General features: G+C 67.3%; 20 protein-coding genes and 1 pseudogene. 12 read left to right on the top strand and 9 right to left on the bottom strand.

Annotation, left to right across the window (positions count from 1 at the left end; genetic code table 11):
• Together ACSQ3Y_RS32295 and ACSQ3Y_RS32290 are read right to left on the bottom strand one after the other, a co-directional pair.
• Positions 1-143, bottom strand: a pseudogene (locus tag ACSQ3Y_RS32295) (DUF4148 domain-containing protein); the annotation flags it as partial.
• Between the two features lie 57 nt (positions 144-200).
• Entirely contained in the window at positions 201-494 is a 294-nt protein-coding gene (locus ACSQ3Y_RS32290; RefSeq protein WP_145699468.1) for a DUF4148 domain-containing protein, read from the bottom strand.
• 312 nt (positions 495-806) lie between these two features.
• Between ACSQ3Y_RS32290 and pyk the strand changes: the two genes are divergently transcribed.
• Positions 807-2,243, top strand: a complete 1,437-nt coding sequence (gene pyk, locus ACSQ3Y_RS32285; protein ID WP_057200747.1) for a pyruvate kinase — start codon at positions 807-809, stop codon at positions 2,241-2,243.
• Between the two features lie 40 nt (positions 2,244-2,283).
• Here pyk and ACSQ3Y_RS32280 read toward each other — a convergent pair whose 3' ends face one another.
• Entirely contained in the window at positions 2,284-2,895 is a 612-nt protein-coding gene (locus ACSQ3Y_RS32280; protein WP_428003191.1) for a phosphatase PAP2 family protein, read from the bottom strand.
• Positions 2,882-3,571 carry a phosphatase PAP2 family protein gene (locus ACSQ3Y_RS32275; protein WP_235514308.1) on the bottom strand — a complete coding sequence of 230 codons (690 nt, stop codon included), beginning with the start codon at positions 3,569-3,571 and terminating at the stop codon, positions 2,882-2,884. Before ACSQ3Y_RS32275 ends, ACSQ3Y_RS32280 begins: the two co-directional genes overlap by 14 nt.
• 139 nt (positions 3,572-3,710) lie before the next feature.
• Here ACSQ3Y_RS32275 and ACSQ3Y_RS32270 point away from each other — a divergent pair, with 139 nt between their 5' ends.
• The 10 genes from ACSQ3Y_RS32270 (at position 3,711) to ACSQ3Y_RS32225 (ending at position 14,030) form a co-directional block, all read left to right on the top strand.
• Positions 3,711-4,412 carry a response regulator transcription factor gene (locus tag ACSQ3Y_RS32270; RefSeq protein ID WP_428003192.1) on the top strand — a complete coding sequence of 234 codons (702 nt, stop codon included), beginning with the start codon at positions 3,711-3,713 and terminating at the stop codon, positions 4,410-4,412.
• A 65-nt stretch (positions 4,413-4,477) separates the two neighbouring features.
• Positions 4,478-5,839: a histidine kinase dimerization/phospho-acceptor domain-containing protein gene (locus ACSQ3Y_RS32265; RefSeq protein ID WP_057200843.1), complete on the top strand. Its 1,362-nt coding sequence runs from the start codon at positions 4,478-4,480 to the stop codon at positions 5,837-5,839.
• Positions 5,840-5,919: 80 nt separating this feature from the next.
• Positions 5,920-6,984: a class II fructose-bisphosphate aldolase gene (gene fba, locus ACSQ3Y_RS32260; protein ID WP_057200749.1), complete on the top strand. Its 1,065-nt coding sequence runs from the start codon at positions 5,920-5,922 to the stop codon at positions 6,982-6,984.
• A 190-nt stretch (positions 6,985-7,174) separates the two neighbouring features.
• A complete protein-coding gene (locus ACSQ3Y_RS32255) occupies positions 7,175-8,290 on the top strand; it encodes a Re/Si-specific NAD(P)(+) transhydrogenase subunit alpha (protein ID WP_436180066.1) in 1,116 nt (371 codons plus the stop codon).
• Positions 8,287-9,000, top strand: a complete 714-nt coding sequence (locus ACSQ3Y_RS32250; RefSeq protein WP_436180065.1) for a hypothetical protein — start codon at positions 8,287-8,289, stop codon at positions 8,998-9,000. Before ACSQ3Y_RS32255 ends, ACSQ3Y_RS32250 begins: the two co-directional genes overlap by 4 nt.
• Positions 9,001-9,023: 23 nt before the next feature.
• A complete protein-coding gene (locus ACSQ3Y_RS32245; RefSeq protein ID WP_436180064.1) occupies positions 9,024-9,569 on the top strand; it encodes a phenylacetic acid degradation protein in 546 nt (181 codons plus the stop codon).
• A gap of 23 nt (positions 9,570-9,592) precedes the next feature.
• Positions 9,593-9,919 carry an NAD(P) transhydrogenase subunit alpha gene (locus ACSQ3Y_RS32240; RefSeq protein WP_057200753.1) on the top strand — a complete coding sequence of 109 codons (327 nt, stop codon included), beginning with the start codon at positions 9,593-9,595 and terminating at the stop codon, positions 9,917-9,919.
• Entirely contained in the window at positions 9,916-11,340 is a 1,425-nt protein-coding gene (locus ACSQ3Y_RS32235) for an NAD(P)(+) transhydrogenase (Re/Si-specific) subunit beta (RefSeq protein ID WP_436180063.1), read from the top strand. The genes ACSQ3Y_RS32240 and ACSQ3Y_RS32235 overlap by 4 nt, the downstream gene beginning before the upstream one ends.
• Positions 11,341-11,493: 153 nt before the next feature.
• Positions 11,494-13,173 carry a long-chain-fatty-acid--CoA ligase gene (locus ACSQ3Y_RS32230; protein WP_436180062.1) on the top strand — a complete coding sequence of 560 codons (1,680 nt, stop codon included), beginning with the start codon at positions 11,494-11,496 and terminating at the stop codon, positions 13,171-13,173.
• A 113-nt stretch (positions 13,174-13,286) separates the two neighbouring features.
• Positions 13,287-14,030, top strand: a complete 744-nt coding sequence (locus ACSQ3Y_RS32225) for a 5'-methylthioadenosine/adenosylhomocysteine nucleosidase (RefSeq protein WP_436180061.1) — start codon at positions 13,287-13,289, stop codon at positions 14,028-14,030.
• 163 nt (positions 14,031-14,193) lie between these two features.
• Here ACSQ3Y_RS32225 and corA read toward each other — a convergent pair whose 3' ends face one another.
• The 5 genes from corA to ACSQ3Y_RS32200 form a co-directional block, all read right to left on the bottom strand.
• Positions 14,194-15,180 (bottom strand): magnesium/cobalt transporter CorA, encoded by a 987-nt coding sequence (gene corA, locus ACSQ3Y_RS32220; protein WP_057200757.1) that lies wholly within the window; start codon positions 15,178-15,180, stop codon positions 14,194-14,196.
• 204 nt (positions 15,181-15,384) lie between these two features.
• Positions 15,385-16,185 carry a uracil-DNA glycosylase family protein gene (locus ACSQ3Y_RS32215; RefSeq protein ID WP_436180060.1) on the bottom strand — a complete coding sequence of 267 codons (801 nt, stop codon included), beginning with the start codon at positions 16,183-16,185 and terminating at the stop codon, positions 15,385-15,387.
• 10 nt (positions 16,186-16,195) lie between these two features.
• A complete protein-coding gene (gene rimI, locus ACSQ3Y_RS32210) occupies positions 16,196-16,675 on the bottom strand; it encodes a ribosomal protein S18-alanine N-acetyltransferase (RefSeq protein ID WP_436180059.1) in 480 nt (159 codons plus the stop codon).
• A gap of 16 nt (positions 16,676-16,691) precedes the next feature.
• Positions 16,692-17,411 (bottom strand): tRNA (adenosine(37)-N6)-threonylcarbamoyltransferase complex dimerization subunit type 1 TsaB, encoded by a 720-nt coding sequence (gene tsaB, locus ACSQ3Y_RS32205; protein ID WP_436180058.1) that lies wholly within the window; start codon positions 17,409-17,411, stop codon positions 16,692-16,694.
• Positions 17,412-17,431: 20 nt separating this feature from the next.
• On the bottom strand, positions 17,432-18,424 hold the full coding sequence (locus ACSQ3Y_RS32200) for a DMT family transporter (protein ID WP_436180057.1): 993 nt from the start codon (positions 18,422-18,424) through the stop codon (positions 17,432-17,434).
• Positions 18,425-18,484: 60 nt separating this feature from the next.
• Here ACSQ3Y_RS32200 and dacB point away from each other — a divergent pair, with 60 nt between their 5' ends.
• Positions 18,485-19,963: a D-alanyl-D-alanine carboxypeptidase/D-alanyl-D-alanine endopeptidase gene (dacB, locus tag ACSQ3Y_RS32195; RefSeq protein WP_436180056.1), complete on the top strand. Its 1,479-nt coding sequence runs from the start codon at positions 18,485-18,487 to the stop codon at positions 19,961-19,963.
• Positions 19,964-20,091: the final 128 nt, after the last annotated feature.

Genomic DNA, 20,091 nt, shown 5'->3' with positions numbered 1-20,091 from the left:
GCTTCAGCAGCCACTTCGGCACGGGTGCGTTGGGTTTCGAACTTGGTGGCGAACTGCGAAGCATCGGCTTCGTCAGCCTGGGCACCGAAGGAAACGAAAGCGGCAACAGCGGCCAGGGAGAGGAAACGTGCGGTCTTGTTCATGATGATCTCGATTCTTGATTTGATTGGGGGTAGGGGGTCAGTTCAATCCGGGGCGGCTTACAGCGCTCCGATTTCGCCGGAAGAGATCTGGCCGGTGCGCACGGCATCGGCAGCCTGGGCACGCACGGCAGCACGGTCGGCGGTGGACTTGTACGTCACCACACGCGAACCAGCAGGCTCGATGCTGCGGGTCTGGGCCACGGTAGCGGCTTCAGCAGCCACTTCTGCGCGGGTGCGGTTGGTTTCGAACTTGGTGGCGAATTGCGAAGCATCGGCTTCGTCGGCTTGGGCACCGAAAGAAGCGAAAGCGGCAACAGCGGCGATGGAGAGGAAGCGTGCGGTCGTGTTCATGATGAAATCCTTGAATAAAAGAAGCGGCTCATAAAAACCGGGACAAAAACAACTTCGAACCGGGTTCGGTGAGTCGCCTTGCGGGTTCGGCTCATCGATGGGTTGAACTGTACGCCGCAGGTGATCAAAGAAAAACCACCCAGTCGCGAACTGACTGTTCCAGTTTTGGAAACAGTCGGGCGTGTTCGGCAGCCCAGCATCCCTGCGCAGCGCCCAGTCGATTGGCCCGGCCAGCCGGCTGGTAATCGGCATGTAACCGCTTTCGTGTGAAAATTGAAATTCGATTACATAACCGACGAAAGAGACAAGCCCATGCAAACCCGCCGCGCCACCAAGATCGTTGCCACCCTGGGCCCCGCATCGAGCGATCCGCAACTGCTGGAGGCGATGATCCGTGCGGGCGTCAATGTGGTGCGCCTGAACTTCAGCCATGGCAAGGCGCAGGACCACATCGACCGGGCCACCACCGTGCGCGCCGCTGCCCAGCGTGCGGGGCGCGAGGTGGCCATCATGGCCGACCTGCAGGGCCCCAAGATCCGCGTCGGCAAGTTTGCCGAGGGCAAGGTGCAGTTGGTGTCGGGCGCCCCGTTCGTGCTCGATGCCTCGCGCACCGAGCCCGGTGACAACGATGGCGTGGGGCTCGACTACAAGGAGCTGCCGCGCGACGTGAAGGCCGGTGACGTGCTGCTGCTCAACGACGGCCTGATCGTGCTCACCGTCGATGCCGTGCGCGGCGAAGAGGTGCTCACCACCGTGAAGATCGGTGGCGAGCTGTCCAACAACAAGGGCATCAACAAGCAGGGCGGCGGCCTCACGGCGCCGGCCCTCACGGCCAAGGACATGGAGGACATCCGCACCGCGATGAGCTTCCAGGCCGACTACGTGGCCGTGAGCTTTCCCAAGAACGCGACCGACATGGAGATGGCGCGCCAGCTGTGCAACGTGGCGGCCTCCGAGTACCGCCACAAGCCGGGCCTGATCGCCAAGATCGAGCGCGCCGAGGCCATCCCGCACCTGGAAGCCATCCTGCGCGTGAGCGACGGCATCATGGTGGCCCGTGGTGACCTGGCCGTGGAAGTCGGCAACGCGGCGGTGCCAGCGCTGCAAAAGAAGATGATCCGCATGGCGCGCGACCTGGACAAGGTCGTGATCACCGCCACGCAGATGATGGAGAGCATGATCACCAACCCCGTGCCCACGCGCGCCGAGGTCAGCGACGTGGCCAACGCCGTGCTCGATGGAACCGATGCCGTGATGCTCAGTGCCGAGACCGCAGCCGGCAAGTACCCGCTGGAAACGGTGATGGAGATGGCCACTATCTGCGCCGCCGCCGAAGCCGCCGAAGACCACCCGCTGGACGCCGACTTCACCGGCCAGACCTTTGGCCGCATCGACCAGTCCATTGCCATGGGCGCGCTGTTCACGGCCCACCACCTGGGCGCCAAGGCCATTGTGGCCATGACCGACAGTGGCGCCACGGCGCTGTGGATGAGCCGCCACCGCATCCACATCCCCATCTACGCCCTCACGCCCAAGGTGGCCACGCAGCGCAAGATGGCCATGTACCGCAATGTGCGCCCGCTGCTGATGGATACCAGCGCTGACCGCGACACCGCGCTGGAGCAGGCCGAAGGCCACCTCAAGACGCGCAACATCGTGCAGAAGGGCGACGTCTACGCCATTACCTGCGGCGAGCCCATGGGGGCGCCGGGTGGCACCAACATGCTGAAGATCTGCCGCGCGAGCTGAGCAGGTCCTGGCGGCAGGCCTCCAGGCCTGCCGCTGCGCTTCACCGTTCGCTCTCGTGGCGTTCCGCGGCCGGCACTCGCGGCAAGAGCGGCCCTTGCTGCAGCAGGGCTGCGCTGCCGATGGCCTCTGTCCGAAAGCCGTCCAGTGCCAACCCTGCGCGATGGGCGGCCCAGGCGCCCAGCATTCCGGTGAGTGCACCCGCCAGCACGTCGGACGGGAAATGCACGCCCAGGCAGACGCGGCTCCAGGCGATGGCCAGCGCGGCGGTCCATGCCACGCCAGCCGCCCATGGCATCCGGCCCAGTGACAGGGCCGCAGCCAGTGCAAAAGCGCCTGCTGCATGCAGGCTCGGAAAACCCGCCCGGGCGGCGTGATCGATCCATTGCATGCCCAGTCCCAACTGGGCTGGTCGCGGGGCCTGAACGCCATGGCGCAGCGCTTGTGCGCCCACCCACGCCAGCGCCATGCCTGCAAATGCACTCAATACGGCGCGCCGCTGCCGGCCTGTCCCCAGGGCCACGATGGCCGCAAGCCACGCAGCCATGGCCAGTGGCAGTGATTGGGATATCCAGCGGGCAGCCGCCACCACGCCCGCAGGGGTATCCACGCTGGCATTCAGCGACTGGAACAAGTCGAGCTCAAGAGGCAGCATGGGAGGACTCCTCTGCGGGCAATGAGTGAGAGAACTGCAGGCGAGGGCGCAAGCTGGACATTGCCAGGTCGCACAGCCAACCGGTGGTCCAGCACAGCCAGCCCGTCCAAAGGGTGTGGCTCATGAAATGAGCGCCTCTGACCTGCTGGGCCAAACCCAGAATCAGGCCCGCCAGCAGTGAACCGGCCAGCCACCAGCGTGCGGCGGTGGGTTGCTTGCGGCGCAGCGCAAAGTAGCCGCCGACGAATGCAAACCCGGCGGAAGCGTGGCCGGCGGGAAAGCAACGGCCACCGCCCCCGTCGAGTACGCCCCAGGCCCAGTGCGATGCATAGCGCGCGACACCGCCGAACTCGGACAGATCCCAGGGGCAGCTCGTGGCGCTGAGGTTCTTGGCGATGCTGACCACTGCCAGTGCCAGCAGTGCACTGAGGGCCATCTGCAGCCGCTCACTTGCGTCGATGCGCCGCAGTACGCCCCTGGGCCACCACACACTCAACGCCAGCAGCAGCACCAGCACCCAGCCCAGGCGGCGTGCGCCTTCATGGAGCACGTGCACGAAGAACCACTGGTCGCGCCAGGGGAAACCTGTGGAGTCGCCAAAGGCATGCGCCAGCGTGAGATCCTGCCCCAGCACATCCCATGCGGCCACGCCAACCAGCAGGGCAAGAGTCCACATGAATGCGTTGCGCTGAAGCGAGGAGGCGGTGCGATGGGATGGGGTGGGGGCGGCTTGCATGGCGTGGAACATAAAAGCCGGCACTTAACCCCGTCTTAATGCCCTGGCGGTGGCCGCCTGGCCCGGCGACAATGGGCCCATGCGAATACTCGTGGTCGAAGACGATGCCGGCATTGCCAGTGGCCTGCGCACCAACCTGCTGCAGCGCGGCTATGCAGTGGACGTGTGCGATGGTTTGGCCGGAGCCTGGGCGGCGCTGCGTGCGGAGCGTTTTGATGCGGTGCTCCTGGACCTGGGGCTTGCCGATGGCGATGGCAGCGATCTGCTGCGCCGCCTGCGCCTGAGTCCGGCGCCTGGTGCGTCCTCTACCCCTGTACTTCCGGACCCGGCCACGCCGGTGCTCATCGTCACCGCACGCGACCAGATCTACCAGCGCATCGCAGGGCTGGACCAGGGTGCGGACGACTACCTGGTCAAGCCCTTCGACGTGGATGAGCTGGATGCGCGCCTGCGCGCCTTGTTGCGCCGTGCAGCGGGCAGGGCATCGCCGACCGTCCGGTATGGTGACATCGAGCTCGATCCGGCTGCCCGCACGATCCGCCAGTCGGGCAAGCCGGTGGACGTATCGCCCAGGGCGTTTTCGGTGCTGCAGGTGCTGCTGGACGCCAAGGGGCGCGTCCTGTCGCGCCAGCAGATCGAAGAGCGGCTGTATGGCTGGGATGCGGCGATCGAGAGCAATGCGGTGGAGGTCCATATCCACCACCTGCGCCGCAAGCTGGGCAGTGATTGCATCCAGACCATGCGCGGGGTCGGTTACTTCATGCCCCAGGAGGAGCCATGAGCGGCGCGCCGGGCCGCGCAGAGCCAGCAGGTACCGCGTTGCGCGGTGCAGTGACCCCTGCCCTGATCCAGGGGCCAAGGTCCAGGCGGTCCTCGTTGACACGGCAGTTGTTGCTGTGGTCGCTGGGCGCTCTGGCGCTGGTGTGGGGCAGCTTCGTGTATCTGGGCTACCAGACCGGTGTCCACGAAGCCGATGAGCTGACCGACGGCCACCTGGCCAGCGTGGCGGCGCTGTTGCTCAACCTGCGCGCCACCGAGGCCGTGGCCGGGCCTCAGATGACCGAGCGGACGGCCACGCCGTGGCTCAAGGCCCATGACTACCAGCAGTCGATCAGCGTCGTGCAGTGGGACGCGCAGGGGCGGCTGCTGGCCTTGAGCGGTAGCGCGCCCGAGCCCCCCTTCAGCGCCAGCGAGGGTTTTGCCAATCTCACCCTGGGAGCCAAGGGGTCCATGTGGCGCAGTTTTTCACAGTGGGATGCGGCCAAGGATCGGAAGATCATGGTGCTGCTGGAATTGCGCGAGCGGGACGAACTGGCGCAGGACATTGCCGAGCAAATGGTCGAGCCAGGGCTGTGGTTGTTGCCGGTCGTGGCCATTGCGCTGGGGCTGGCGATCCGCAGGGGCCTGCGGCCGTTGTACGACCTCTCGCGGGATGTCGCGGTGCTCGACCCCGCGAGTGCCGGGCGCCTGACCACGCGCCATGCATGGAGCGAGTTCGAGTCGGTGGTGGCCTCCATCAACACCTTGCTGGAACGCCAGCAGGCCATGCTAGCGCGCGAGCGCCGCTTGGCCAACGAGGTGGCGCATGAGCTGCGCACGCCCCTGTCGTCGATTGCGCTGCAGGCCGGCGCCCTCGGCAAGGGACTCGACGCGGACGGACAGGCGCAGGCCGTGGCGCGCATCGGGCAGGACGCCCTGCGCGCCGGCCATGTGCTCAATCAGTTGCTGGCACTGGCACGTGCCAGCCGGGCCGAACTGCACGACGCCAAGGCGCCGCTGGACCTGGCCGCCATTGGCCGGGCGGTGTGCGCCGACTACGCCCAGGCCGCCTGGCAGCGGGGCGACGAGATCGCACTGGCCGGGCCGGAGCAGGTGGCCGTGCTGGGCCATTCCGTGCTGCTCGACCTGGCGCTGCGCAACCTGCTGGAGAACGCCCTCAAGCACACCCCCGAGGGCACACGCATCGCTGTGCAGATGGGGTTTACCGATTCCGGCGCCGCATGGTTCCAGGTCTGTGACGACGGTGCCAGCGGCCCAGGGTCTCAGCGTGCTGTGCGACCGGCGGACAGCCTGCACCTGGGGCACGAGATCGTACGCCGGGTGGCTGAAGCACACGGCGCGCATTTCGGGCCTGCACCGGCTCCTGCGCCCTTTACCACCTGCTACCGGCTGGAATTCGCCGCAACGCCGGTGGCGACGGCCGGGTAAAATCAGGGTTACCAAGCGGTTACCACCGCCAACTGCCTGTATCCATGGCGCCCCATCAACCCTGAACGGACCTCACGACCATGCCCCTCGTCTCGATGCGCGAACTGCTCGACCACGCCGCTGCCAACAGCTACGGCATCCCCGCCTTCAACGTCAACAACCTGGAACAGGTCCAGGCCGTGATGGCGGCCGCCGACGAGGTGGGTGCACCAGTGATCCTGCAGGCCAGCGCAGGCGCACGCAAGTACGCCGGCGAGCCCTTCATCAAGCACCTGATTCAGGCCGCCGTCGAAGCCTTCCCGCACATTCCCCTGGTGATGCACCAGGACCACGGCACCTCGCCCAAGATCTGCGCGGGCGCCATCGACCTGGGATTCGGCTCGGTGATGATGGACGGCTCGCTGATGGAAGACGGCAAGACCCCCTCGTCTTTTGAATACAACATGGAAGTGACCCGCAAGGTGGTCGACATGGCGCACAAGGTCGGCGTCACCGTGGAAGGCGAACTGGGCTGCCTGGGCAACCTGGAAACCGGTGAAGCCGGAGAGGAAGACGGCATCGGCGCCGAAGGCAAGCTCGACCACAGCCAGATGCTGACCGACCCCGAGGAAGCCGCCGTGTTCGTGAAGGCCACGCAGCTCGACGCCCTGGCCATTGCCATCGGCACCAGCCATGGCGCCTACAAGTTCAGCCGCAAGCCCACGGGCGACATCCTGGCCATCAGCCGCGTCAAGGAAATCCACAAGCGCATTCCCAACACCCACCTGGTGATGCACGGCTCCTCCTCGGTGCCTGCCGAGCTGTTGGCCATCATCAACCAGTACGGCGGCAAGATGAAGGAGACCTACGGCGTGCCGGTCGAGGAGATCCAGGAGGCCATCAAGTACGGCGTGCGCAAGATCAACATCGACACCGACATCCGCCTGGCCATGACCGGTGCGGTGCGCAAGTTCCTGGCCGAAAACCCCGACAAGTTCGACGCGCGCGAATGGCTCAAGCCCGCACGCGAAGCCGCCAAGCAGGTCTGCAAGGCCCGCTACCTCGAATTCGGCTGCGAAGGCCAGGGTTCCAAGATCAAGGGCCTGAGCCTGCAGCAGGTGGCCCGGCAGTACGCCGCCGGCACACTGGCCCAGGTCGTGCACTGACCCGGTTCCGCCCCCGCAAAGCCCGCCAGCCATGCGCTCGCGGGCTTTTTTCTTGCCCGAAGTGTCTCCTTTGCGATGGGGAGTTCTCTCTACATCAGGCGAAAGCGGCGGGCATCAAAGTTTCTTCATGTAAGCTCATGGTCAGCAAGTAAGTAATTCCACTGACCTTACCCCTGAGCAAGGAGACGACATGCTGATTGGTGTGCCTGCAGAGTCCATGGCCGGAGAGACCCGGGTCGCGGTGACGCCCGAGACGGTCAAGAAACTCAAGGCCCAGGGCCATACCCTGCGCATCGAGGCCGGTGCCGGCATTGCCGCCAGCGTCACCGACGCAGCCTACGAGGCCGCCGGTGCCGAGATCACCGATGCCGCTGGCGCCTGGGGCGCCGACCTGCTGCTCAAGGTGCGCTGCCCGTCCGAGGCCGAAGCACCGCGCCTGCGTGCTGGCACCACCGTGGTAGGCATGCTCAACCCCTTCGATGCCGCCGGCCTGCAGCGGCTGGCCACGGCCGGCGTGACGGCCTATGCGCTCGAAGCCGCACCGCGCACCACGCGTGCCCAGAGCATGGACGTGCTGTCCTCGCAGGCCAACATCGCCGGCTACAAGGCCGTGATGATCGCCGCCGACCGCTACCAGCGCTTCTTCCCCATGCTCATGACCGCCGCCGGCACCGTGAAGGCGGCGCGCGTGGTGATCCTGGGCGTGGGCGTGGCGGGCCTGCAGGCGATTGCCACGGCCAAGCGCCTGGGCGCCGTGATCGAGGCGTCGGACGTGCGCCCCAGCGTCAAGGAGCAGGTCGAATCGCTGGGTGGCAAGTTCATCGACGTGCCCTACGAGACCCAGGAAGAAAAGGACGCCGCCGAAGGCGTGGGCGGCTATGCCCGCCCCATGCCGCAAAGCTGGCTCGACCGCCAGAAGGCCGAGGTGGCCAAGCGCGTGGCCCAGGCCGACGTGGTCATCACCACCGCCCTGATCCCCGGCCGCGCAGCCCCCGTGCTGGTGACCGAGGACATGGTCAGGTCCATGAAGGCCGGCTCGGTGATCGTCGACATCGCCGCCCCTCAGGGCGGCAACTGCCCGCTCACAGAGCCTGGCCAGACCGTCGTCAAGCACGGCGTGACGCTGGTGGGCGAGACCAATCTGCCGGCCCTGGTGGCGGCCGATGCCTCGTCGCTGTACGCACGCAATGTGCTCGACTTCCTCAAGCTCATCATCAACAAGGAAGGCGCCCTGCACATGGACCTGCAGGACGACATCGTGGCCGCCTGCCTGATGGCCCACGAAGGCACGGTGAAGCGCGCATGAGGCACCTGTTGTCCTGCCTGCTGGCTGCCGCGGCAGCGCTGGCCGTTCTTTCCGCCTGTGCCCCCATGCCCGCCGGCCCGGCCGAGTTCAGCGCCGGGCGTACGCGCGTGGTGCTGCCCTCCTCGGCCTGGGAAGACCTGGGCAGCTTCGACGAGACCCTCCTGGCACTGCCGCCGCCCGCCCACGTGCCCTTGCAGACCCGTGCCGTGGCACTGCGCGGTGCCCGCAACGAAGTGCTGGCGGTGATGCTGGTGCAATCCCACCAGCGCAGCGACCCGCGCGACCGCACCCTGTGGACGGCTTCCTGCAGCCAGGAGCAGGGCCTGTGGGTGCAGGACGCTGCTGCGGGCAGCCCCGTGCGCGTGGACTGCCTGCGCTTCAAGCGCTGGGCCCACACCAGTGACCGCTTCATGGAAAAGGCCCACCCTGGCCTGGTCCGCTGGGTGAATGAGCGGGGCGCCGCGCTGGCGCAGCCCTACTCGCACCTGAACTACCGCTATGCCACCGAGGGCGGCGCCTACATCGAGGTGAATGCCCTGGTGGACTTGCGCCTGCTGAAGCTGCCGGCAGGCAACACGACCGATTACCTGCGCGCTGGCATGCCGGCCGAGGCATGGAGCCAGCAGATGGCCCGCGCCGCACGCGTGAGCGTCGGCATGATGGATGGATTCCTGGCAGTGCCGCCTTTCCCCGCTGCACTGCCCCAATAAAAAAGCCAAGGGAGGCACGGAACATGGGGATCATTCTGCAAATCCTGGGCCTGGTCATCACCTTCACGATGGCCATGGAGGCCCTGCGGCGCTTCGGCATCGACGTGGGCTGGCTCAACCCGCTGACCTTCTTCCACCGGCGCGCCTGGCGCAAGAAGGTGATGACACCACCGCTCTACGCGCTCGACCACCCGGTCGACGTGGTCGCCGTGCTGGCCCTGGCCACCGTGCAGACCACCGGCGCCATCACCGTGCAGCAAAAGACCGGTGTGCAGGCGCTGCTGCGCGACCACCTGGCGCTGACCGATGTCGATGCCGGCAACCTCTGGGTGGCCAGCGCGCACCTGCTGCGCAACCGCGCCCTGGCGCTCTCCGAGCTGCCCGAGGTGCTGGCGCGCAGCGCCGACAAGTTCACCGATTACCACGTGCAAACGCTCAAGACCGTGATGCGATCGGCAGCTCTGATCGAGCCGCCCATCAACGCGGCCCAGCAGCAGCTGATCGACGCTGTGGATGCCTATTTCGCCAAGAAGAATGCCGCCAAAGGCCCCTGGTCTGCCGGAACCTAACGCCAATTGAAGGACACATTTCCATGGATGCCGTCTCTCCCACACTCATCAACCTCATCATCTTCGTGCTGGCCATCTACGTGGGCTACCACGTGGTCTGGACGGTCACGCCCGCGCTGCACACGCCCCTGATGGCGGTGACCAATGCCATCTCTGCCATCGTCATCGTGGGCGCCATGCTGGCCGCTGCCCTCACCGAGACCACGCTGGGCAAGAGCATGGGCGTGCTGGCCGTGGCGCTGGCCGCGGTCAACGTGTTCGGCGGCTTCCTTGTGACGCGCCGCATGCTCGAGATGTTCAAGAAGAAGGAAAAGAAAGCCGCCCCCAAGGCTGAAGGAGGCCAGGCATGAGCATGAACCTCGTCACGCTGCTGTACCTGGTGGCCAGCGTCTGCTTCATCCAGGCGCTCAAGGGGCTGTCGCACCCGACGACCTCGATCCGCGGCAATGTCTTCGGCATGACGGGCATGGCGATTGCCGTGCTCACCACCGCCGCGCTCATCGTGGAGCTGTCGGGCGGCAAGGCGCAGGGCATGGTCTATGTGCTCGGCGCCCTGGTGGTCGGCGGCGCGGCCGGCGCCATCATGGCCAACCGGGTCGAGATGACCAAGATGCCCGAGCTCGTGGCCTTCATGCACAGCATGATCGGCCTGGCAGCGGTGTGCATCGCGGTGGCCGTGGTGGCCGAGCCCTGGGCTTTCTCCATCGTGCCCAAGGATGCGCCCATCCCCGGCGGCAACCGCATCGAGCTGGCCCTGGGGGCCTTCATCGGCGCCGTCACCTTCAGCGGCTCGGTCATTGCCTTCGGCAAGCTCTCGGGCAAGTACAAGTTCCGCCTGTTCCAGGGCGCGCCGGTGCAGTTCCCGGGGCAGCACAAGCTCAACCTGGTGCTGGGCCTGGCCGTGCTGTTCTTCTGCTTCGGTTTCTGGCATTCGCAAAGCTGGCTCGACATCGTGCTGGTGATCGCGCTCGGCTTCATTCTGGGCGTGCTGATCATCATCCCCATTGGCGGTGCCGACATGCCGGTGGTGGTCTCCATGCTCAACAGCTACTCGGGCTGGGCAGCAGCGGGCATTGGCTTCTCGCTCAACAACTCGATGCTGATCATTGCCGGCTCGCTGGTGGGCAGCTCAGGCGCGATCTTGAGCTACATCATGTGCAAGGCCATGAACCGCTCGTTCTTCAACGTGATACTGGGCGGTTTTGGCGGCGACACCGCCACTGCAGCGGGCGGAGCCAAGGAGCAGCGCCCGGTCAAGAGCGGCAGCGCCGACGACGCGGCTTTCGTGCTGGGCAATGCCGAGACCGTGGTCATCGTGCCCGGCTATGGCCTGGCCGTGGCGCGCGCCCAGCATGCGGTCAAGGAACTGGCCGCCAAGCTCACCGAGAGGGGCGTGACGGTGAAGTACGCCATCCACCCCGTGGCCGGACGCATGCCCGGCCACATGAACGTGCTGCTTGCCGAAGCCGAGGTGCCGTACGACCAGGTGTTCGAGATGGAGGACATCAATGGCGAGTTCGGCCAGGCCGACGTGGCCATCATCCTCGGTGCCAACGACGTGGTGAACCCCGCCGCCCACACCAAGGGCAGCCCGATCTACGGCATGCCCATCCTGGAGGCCTACAAGGCCAAGACCGTGATCGTGAACAAGCGCTCCATGGCCGCAGGCTATGCCGGCCTGGACAACGAGCTGTTCTACATGGACAAGACCATGATGGTCTTCGGCGATGCCAAGAAGGTCGTCGAGGACATCGGCAAGGCCATCGAGTAAGCCCATCGAGCAGTCCTCCCCGCGGCGAAAGACCCTTCAGATGCTACGGCAAAAGCCCTGCTGCATAGGGGAAACTAACCACCCACGGAACCCGCACCGGCAGAGACAATGCCGGGGTTCCATTGCAATGAGAAGTTTGGAGAGACACGCACCATGACCGACCGCCCCTGGCTGGCCGCCTATCCGCAAGGCGTTCCCGCCGATATCGATACCACGCAGTACCCCTCGCTCGTCGCGCTGATGGACGAGGCGTTCAGCAAGTACGCCAGCCGTGTGGCCTACAGCTTCATGGGCAAGGACGTGAGCTACGCCCAGACCGACTCGCTGAGCGCGGCCTTTGCGGCCTACCTGCAGGGCCTGGGCCTGGTCAAGGGCGACCGCGTCGCCATCATGATGCCCAATGTGCCGCAGTATCCCGTGACGGTAGCGGCTATCCTGCGTGCCGGCTTCGTGGTGGTCAACGTGAACCCGCTGTACACCCCGCGCGAACTGGAACACCAGCTCAAGGACTCGGGCGCCAAGGCCATCGTCATCATCGAGAACTTTGCCAGCACGCTGCAGCAGTGCATCGCCAACACCCCCGTCAAGCACGTGGTGCTGGCGGCCATGGGCGACCAGCTGGGCCTGCTCAAGGGCACGCTGGTGAACTACGTGGTGCGCAACGTCAAGAAGATGGTGCCCACCTATGACCTGCCCGGCGCCGTGCGCTTCAACGACGCGGTGGCCCGCGGTACGCGCGGCAGCTTCAAGAAGCCCGACATCCGCCCCGACGACATCGCCCTCTTGCAGTACACCGGCGGCACCACCGGCGTGAGCAAGGGCGCCGTGCTGCTGCACCGCAACGTGCTCGCCAACGTGCTGCAGTCCGAGGCCTGGAACGCACCCGTGATGGCCAAGGTGCCCTCGGGCGAGCAGCCCACCAGCGTCTGCGCACTGCCGCTGTACCACATCTTCGCGTTCACCGTGAACATGATGCTGTCCATGCGCACGGGCGGCAAGACCATCCTGATCCCCAATCCGCGCGACCTGCCCGCCGTGCTCAAGGAACTGTCCAAGCACACCTTCCACAGCTTCCCGGCCGTGAACACGCTGTTCAATGGCCTGGCCAACCACCCCGACTTCAATACCGTCAACTGGAAGAACCTCAAGGTCTCGGTGGGCGGTGGCATGGCGGTACAGGGCGCCGTGGCCAAGCTGTGGCTTGAAAAGACCGGCTGCCCCATCTGCGAGGGCTACGGCCTGTCGGAAACCAGCCCCTCGGCCAGCTGCAACCCCGTGACGGCCAAGGAATACACCGGCACCATTGGCGTTCCGATTCCCGGCACGTCGATGAAGCTGCTGGACGACGAAGGCAACGAGGTCACCACGCTGGGCCAGCCCGGCGAGATCGCCATCAAGGGCCCACAGGTGATGGCCGGTTACTGGCAGCGCCCTGACGAGACCGCCAAGGTCATGACGGACGACGGCTACTTCAAGTCCGGCGACATCGGCATCATGGATGAGCGCGGCTACTTCAAGATCGTGGACCGCAAGAAGGACATGGTGCTGGTCAGCGGCTTCAACGTCTACCCCAACGAGGTCGAGGAAGTGGTCGCCAACTGCCCTGGCGTGCTCGAATGCGCCGTGGTCGGCGTGCCCGACGAGAAGACCGGTGAAGCCGTCAAGCTGGTCATCGTGAAGAAGGACCCGTCGCTCACCGAGGCCCAGGTCAAGGAGTACTGCAAGGCCAACCTCACGGGCTACAAGCAGCCGCGCGTGATCGAGTTCCGCACCGAGCTGCCCAAGACCCCCGTGGGCAAGATCCTGCGCCGCGAGCTGCGCGACAAGAAGTAGGCAAGCTCCCTCGTGGCGCCACGATCCGGTGCCTGGAGCGAGTGGTCCAAGAGGGCCTGCGGCTGGAATAATCGCACCAGCCGCAGGCCCCTTTCCTTTTTGCCCGAAGTTCCATGACCACTGCCATCCTCAGCGCCCTGCCCGAAGAGCAGGCCAGCCTCGTTGCCCGGCTCGAGCGTGCCCAGCGCCTCACCCATGCCGGCCGCTCCTTCTGGCGCGGCGAGCTGTGCGAACGGCCCGTGGTGCTGGCGCTCTCGGGCATCGGCAAGGTGGCCGCTGCGACCACGGCCACTGCCCTCATCGAGCATTTCGGCGTGGCGCGCATCGTCTTCACCGGCGTGGCCGGTGGCCTGGGGGATGGTGTGAACGTGGGTGATGTGGTGGTGGCAGAGACTTTTGTGCAGCACGACATGGACGCCTCGCCGCTGTTCCCGCGTTGGGAGCTGCCTGGCTATGCGCGCACGCGGCTGGACTGTGATGCGCACCTGTCCACCCTGCTGCGGGACGCGGCCCGCAACTGCCTGTCCGGCGCCGGCCGCCTGCCGGGCCTGGATGATGGGGCGCACCGCGTGCACCACGGCCTGGTCGCCAGCGGCGACCGCTTCGTCTCCAGCGCCCAGGAAGCCCGGCAATTGCGCGAAGGCCTGGGCCTGGCTGGCCACAACGCACTCGCCGTCGAAATGGAAGGCGCCGCCGTGGCCCAGGTCTGCCTGGACTACGCGATCCCCTTCGCCGCCATCCGCACCATCTCCGACCGCGCCGACGACACCGCCCACGTCGACTTCGCCCACTTCGTCCAGACCGTCGCCAGCCGCTATGCAGAGCACATGACGCAGGCTCTGATGCGAGTGCTGTGACCTGATAGATCCACGGGAGCAGGCGTTGATTCAACCACTGCTCGGTCGCACCAAGGCGCGCAGCGCCTGAAGTGCAAATACCAGCGCCACCGTGGATCCGGCTTTGCCGGTCCACCGGAGGCGTCCCCCCTCGGGGGGGAAGGCGCGCAGCGCCACAGGGGGGCTACTTCAACCAGCCCCGCCTGCGGAAATACCACATGGGCACCACCGCGCTCGCCACCATCAGTGCAATGCCATAGGCATAGCCGTAGGTCCACGTAAGCTCGGGCATGAATTGGAAGTTCATGCCGTAGACGCTGGCGATCAGCGTGGGTGGCAGCAGTGCCACGCTGGCCACCGAGAAGATCTTGATGATCTTGTTCTGGTTGATATTGATGAAACCGACCGTGGCGTCCATCAAGAAGTTGATCTTGTCGAACAGGAAAGCCGTGTGGTTGTCCAGCGACTCGATGTCGCGCAGGATCTGGCGCGCCTCCTCGAACTGCTCGGAGTTGAGCATCTTGCTGCGCATCATGAAGCTCACCGCCCGGCGGGTGTCCATCACGTTGCGGCGGATGCGGCCGTTCAAGTCTTCCTGGCGTGCGATGGCGGCCAGCACCTCGCCGGCACGGGTATCGGTCACATCGCCGGCCAGCACCTGCTTGCTCACCGCTTCGAGCTCGTCGTAGATGTTCTCCAGCGTGTCGGCCGAGTATTCGGCATCCGCGTCGAACAGCTTGAGCAGCACCTCCTTGGCGTCCTCGATGAGGCCCGGCGCGCGGCGCGCACGCATGCGCAGCAGGCGAAAGACGGGCACGTCCTCGTCGTGGATGGAGAACAGCACGCCCCGGCTCTTGAGGTTGGCGTTGTGCTGGTTCAGGATGAAGGCCACGCGCACCGAGCGCGGGTTCTCGTCGTCGTCGATCAGGAAGTCGCTGCGGATGTGTAGCTCGCCGTTGTCTTCCTCGTAGAAGCGGGCGGACTCCTCGATGTCCTCGTCCATCGCATCCTCGGGGATGGACAGGCCATAGTGCTGCTTGATCCAGCGCTTCTCTTCGAGCGTGGGGGCTTCCAGGTCCACCCAGATCGGCTGGAACCTGGCGAGCTCTTCCAGAGATTCGATCTCTTCCTGGAACAGCCGGCCATTGGCAAGCGTAAAGATGTTGAGCATGGGCTCACTCCCTTGGTAATTGGCGTCTGCGGTGGGGGTTCAGGGGTTGCTTTCAACCCCACGGCAGGCCGGGGAGCTGAAAGCTACCAACTCGGGTAGGTTTCCAAGGAGCTTTCTCCGTTAAAAAATGCAAGCGCCGGATTATCGCACCGGGCAACCGGTGTGTCTGTGACAGGGCCTGCGGGTGGGCCCGCCACCTCGGCTTCAGGGGGTGGCAGCCGCCCGCACGGTGGCCAGTGCCCGGCAGAGGTCGGCCCAGGCGGCGGCCTTGTTGTCCTGCGAGCGCAGCAGGAAAGCCGGGTCGTAGGTGACCACGGCCGGGCAGCCCGCCAGGGTGTGCGGCCCTGCGCGCATGCGGCCCAGGGGCTCGGTGCTGGCCAGCGCGGCCCGGGCGGCCACATGGCCGAGCACCAGCACCATGGCCGGGCGCAGCGTGGCGACGGCCTCGGCCAGTTGCCCCGCCACGTCGGCATCGCTGCCACTGCCATCCTGGCCACCGGGTGCCGCGCGCTGCAGTGCCGCGAGGAACACCCGGGGGTGGCGGTGCAGTTGCATGGCACGCAGCATGTTGTCCAGCAGCTTGCCGGCATCACCCGACAGCGGCTCTGCGGGGTGGGGGATTTCGGCCACGATGAGCCAGCCGCTGCCCAGGCCTGCCGGCGTGCGCGCCGGGTCTGCCGTGGGGTACAGCGCCTGGGGCGCGTGGAGCGAGAGGCCGGTGGCCGCTGCCGCAGCGGCCGGGGGCACCGGTGTGCTGGCTGCGGGTGCGCGTGGCGCTGCCGGTGCGGAGATGTTCGCCTGCGCTGGCTGGGGTGCGGCAGGCGCCTGCGGGGCGGGGCGTGCTGCCGTGGCCACTGCGCCACCGTGCACCGGCACGGCACGGGCGGCCGGGGCAGCCACGAGGGCCGCGGCGGGCGGGGCCGCAGTGGCCTCGCCGGGGGCCCACACGGTCACCCCCATCTCCTGCAGCATGGCGCGCTGGCGCGCATCGAGGGAAAGGCTCATGGGGTGGTTCTCACAATGGCAGGCTCATGACCACCGCGTCCTCGCGCTGGCCATGGTAGGCCGGGTAGTAGCGCTTGCGCTCGCCCACGCGGCGAAAGCCATGGGTTTCATAGATCTGCTGGGCACGCAGGTTGCTCACGCGCACCTCCAGCCACAGCCACTGGGCGCCCTTGCCGCGCGACCACAGGGCGAGTGCGTCCAGCAGCACGCGGGCCCAGCCCTGGCGCTGGAATTCAGGGGCGACGGTGAGGTTCAGCAGGTGCACCTCGTCCACCCCCATCATGGCCACGAAGTAGCCCAGCAACTGGTCGCCGCCCATCAGCAACTGGCACTCGTAGCGCGAGGCCATGGCATCGATGAAGTTGCCCCGCGTCCAGGGGTGGGTGTAGGCGCGCTGCTCCACCTCCAGCACGGCATCGAGCTGTGACAGCGTGAGGGCTTGCAGGCGCGCCTCGGGGGCATCCGCAGACGGGGTGGGTACGGCGCTCATGGCGGAAGTCGTTGGTTCAGGGGTTGGTCGGAGCCGCCGCCTGGGCAGCGCGCAACGCGTCCCGCTCGGCCGTGGTTTTCGCCACTTTATCGCGGATATAGCGCGGCAGGGCATCGCTGGCGGGCACAGCCCCCCCTGCGGCCAGCAGGGCCGGGGACAGGCGCAGCAGCGCGGTGGCCGTGGGCAGGGCCCGCACATGCGTGGCCAGGGGCGCCAGGCGCTCGCCATAGGGGGCGTGCGCATTGCCGGCCACGCTCCAGCCGGCAGGCACTTGCACGGTCTCGGGCGCTCCCAGGCCGAAGTCCGCATCGGCCAGCCAGCGGTTTTCGGTGGGCAGCCATTCGCAGCGGGCGCTGTAGACCTCGTCCATGCGTGCATCGAGCACGGCCACCACCTGGCTGCAGCCATGCTGGTGGCGCGCCTCTTCGGCCACGGCCAGCAAGGTGTCCACCGGCAGCACGGGCACACCGGCGCCGCCGCGCGCCCCGAAGGCCAGGCCCTGGGCCACGGCGCAGGCCGTGCGCAACCCTGTGAACGAACCAGGGCCGCGGCCGAACACGATAGCGTCCAGCGTGGCGAACGACAAGCCGACCTCTGCCAGCAGGCGGTTGATGGCCGGAATCAGCGTGGCCGAGGCCTGGGAGCCGCCAGGGCCCGTGTGCTCGAGCACCACGTCCCCGTGCTGCACGGAAATGGACAGGATATCGGTGCTGGTATCGAAGGCAAGCAGGTTCATGGCAGTGGCGGGCGGGGACATCAGGCTGCGGATTTTGGCGAAGAGGGCGGCAGGGCGGCGGGCGCGGGGCTCTTGCGCAGCACGCCCAGCAGGATACCCGTGGTCACGAGCGCCAGGCCCGCGCCCAGGTTCCAGTGCAGGGGTTCGCCCAGCAGAAGTACCGCACCGATGGCCGACAGCCCGGGCACCAGCGCCGTGATCATGGTGCTGCGCACGGGGCCGTAGTGCTGGATCATGCGCGTGAAGGCAATGCCCGAGATGACCACCGAGCCACCGCCCTGGAAGACCAACTGGAACAGGATCTCGCGCCACGGTGCCTGCCCCAGGTGGCTGGAGACCGTGCCCAGCGCCACCAGCACCCCATAGACCGGCGCGTACACCAGCAGCGCAAAGGCCGTGATGGCGATGGTGGCCTGCACCGCATCCACGGCGAGGCGCCGTGCCTGCACGCTGTAGGCGGCCCAGCTGGCGGCGGCCAGCATGAAGAGCACGTCCCCCTTCCACACATCACCGCCCGCAAAGCCGGCCAGCAGGCTGCGCCCGCCCACCAGCAGGTCGCCGGTCACGATGAGCGCCAGGCCCATCGCGCGCAGGGGCGTGATGCGGTCGTGCAGCACGACCACCGCCAGCAAGGCTGTCCACAGGGGAAGGCTGCCGGGCATGAGCACGGCGGCGTGGGTGGCCGGGGCGTGAAAAAAGCCGGCGTAGGCCAGCACCGCGTACAGCACCCCGCCGAAGATGCCCAGCAAAGCCGTGGTGGTCAGCGGCAACGGCGAGATGCCGGCCAGGCTGGAGGCGGGGGCGCTGGCACCCAGCAGCGCACGGCGCCGGCGCACCAGCCACCAGCCCCAGGGCACCAGCACCAGGCTGGCTCCCACAATGCGCAGCAGCGTGATGTCCAGGGGGGTGAGGGTGCGCTGCGCCGAGGCGCGGGCGATCACGATGAAGCTGGTCCAGAGGGTGACGGTGACCAGGGCCGCCAGGAGGCCCTTGGCCCGGGGAGAGAAGCGCATCGGGGGATTATCGGCGGGCCGGGCAGGCCGTGCCGGTGGTGGGCGATAGACTCCCCGTCCATGTTGTCCGTACGCCTGTTGACCTGTCTGCCCCAGCCATCCTTCGCGCCTTCGCGGCGCCTTGCCGCCCTGCTGGCCGTGCTGTGGTGCCTGGCGCTTCCCGGCGCCCATGCCCAGGCGCCCACCCCCTCGCCCCTGCCGCCCGAGGTGGAGGCCGCGCTCTCCCGTGCGCGCCTGCCGCGCGAGGCGCTCTCGGTGCTGGTGGTCGACGCCCAGGGCGGTGCGCGGCAGGCGCCTCGGCTGGCGCACCGCGCCCAGGTGCCCATGAACCCGGCCTCGGTGATGAAGCTGGTCACCACCTATGCGGCGCTCGACCAGCTCGGCCCGGCCTATGCCTGGAACACCCCCGTCTACGTGCAGGGCACGGTGCAGGACGGCAGCCTGCGCGGCAACGTCTACATCCAGGGCCAGGGCGATCCCAAGCTGGTGATGGAACGGCTGTGGCTGCTGCTGCGCCGCCTGCAGGGCCAGGGCATCCAGGTCATCGTGGGCGACATCGTGCTCGACCGCTCCGCCTTCGACGTGCCCGAGCAGGACCCCGGCAGCTTCGACAACGAACCCCTGCGGCCCTACAACGCCTCGCCCGATGCGCTGCTGGTGAACTACAAGTCGCAGGTGATGACCTTCGTGCCGGACGTGGCCGCAGGCCTGGCTCGCATACAGTACGACCCGCCGATGGCCGGCGTGCAGCGCCAGGCTTCCGTGGCGCTGGCCGCCCCCGGGGCGGACTGCGGCGACTGGCGCGGCGCCCTGCGCGCTGAGCTTTCCGACCCGGCGCGCATTGCCTTCCAGGGCGTGTTCCCGGCCAGCTGCGGCGAGCGCGTGTGGCCCATCGCCCCGGCCGATCCGCGCGGTTTTGCGGCGCGCGCGGTGGAGGGCATGTGGCGCGAGTTGGGCGGCAAGCTCACGGGCAGCGTGCGCGACGGCAAGGTGCCGGCCGGGCTCAAACCCGCCTTCATGGCCACCTCGCCCGCGCTGGCCGAGGTGGTGCGCGACGTCAACAAGTACAGCAACAACGTCATGGCGCAGCAGGTGTTCCTCACGCTGGCGCTGGGGAACAAGGGCGCGCCTGCCACGTTCGATGGTGCACGCGACGCCTTGCGCCGCTGGTGGCAACTGCGCTTTGGCGATACCGACCAGCCCGTGGCCGACAACGGCGCCGGCCTCTCCCGCGATGCGCGCGTCACCGCGCAGGGCCTGGGGCGCATGCTGCAATCGGCCTGGGCCTCGCCGGTGATGCCCGAGCTGGTGTCCTCCCTGCCCATCGCCGGGGTGGACGGCACCCTGCGCCGCAGCCAGGCCCGTGGCGCGGCCCACCTCAAGACCGGCAGCCTGCGCGACGTGATGGCCATTGCCGGCTACGTGGATGGCGCCAGTGGCCGGCGCTACGTGCTGGTGGCCATGGTCAACCACGCCAACGCCGCGGCCGCCCGCCCGGTGCTCGATGCGCTGACCGACTGGGCCGCGCGCGACCAGTAGGGCGCAGGCGCGCGCGGCAGGCAGCTGTCGCCCAGGCGTCCTGGGGCACTCGTATTCCCTAATGGTCGCTAGGGCGCAGGTGCGCGCACGATGCTGCGTTACCATCCGCCGACATAGCCCACATAGAG

It is taken from the genome of Acidovorax sp. LjRoot66, from assembly GCF_964253305.1.
Taxonomy (GTDB): Bacteria; Pseudomonadota; Gammaproteobacteria; order Burkholderiales; family Burkholderiaceae_C; genus Acidovorax.
The sequence above is the reverse complement of the archived record's forward strand: the minus strand, read 5'-3'. Positions and strand labels throughout refer to the sequence as shown.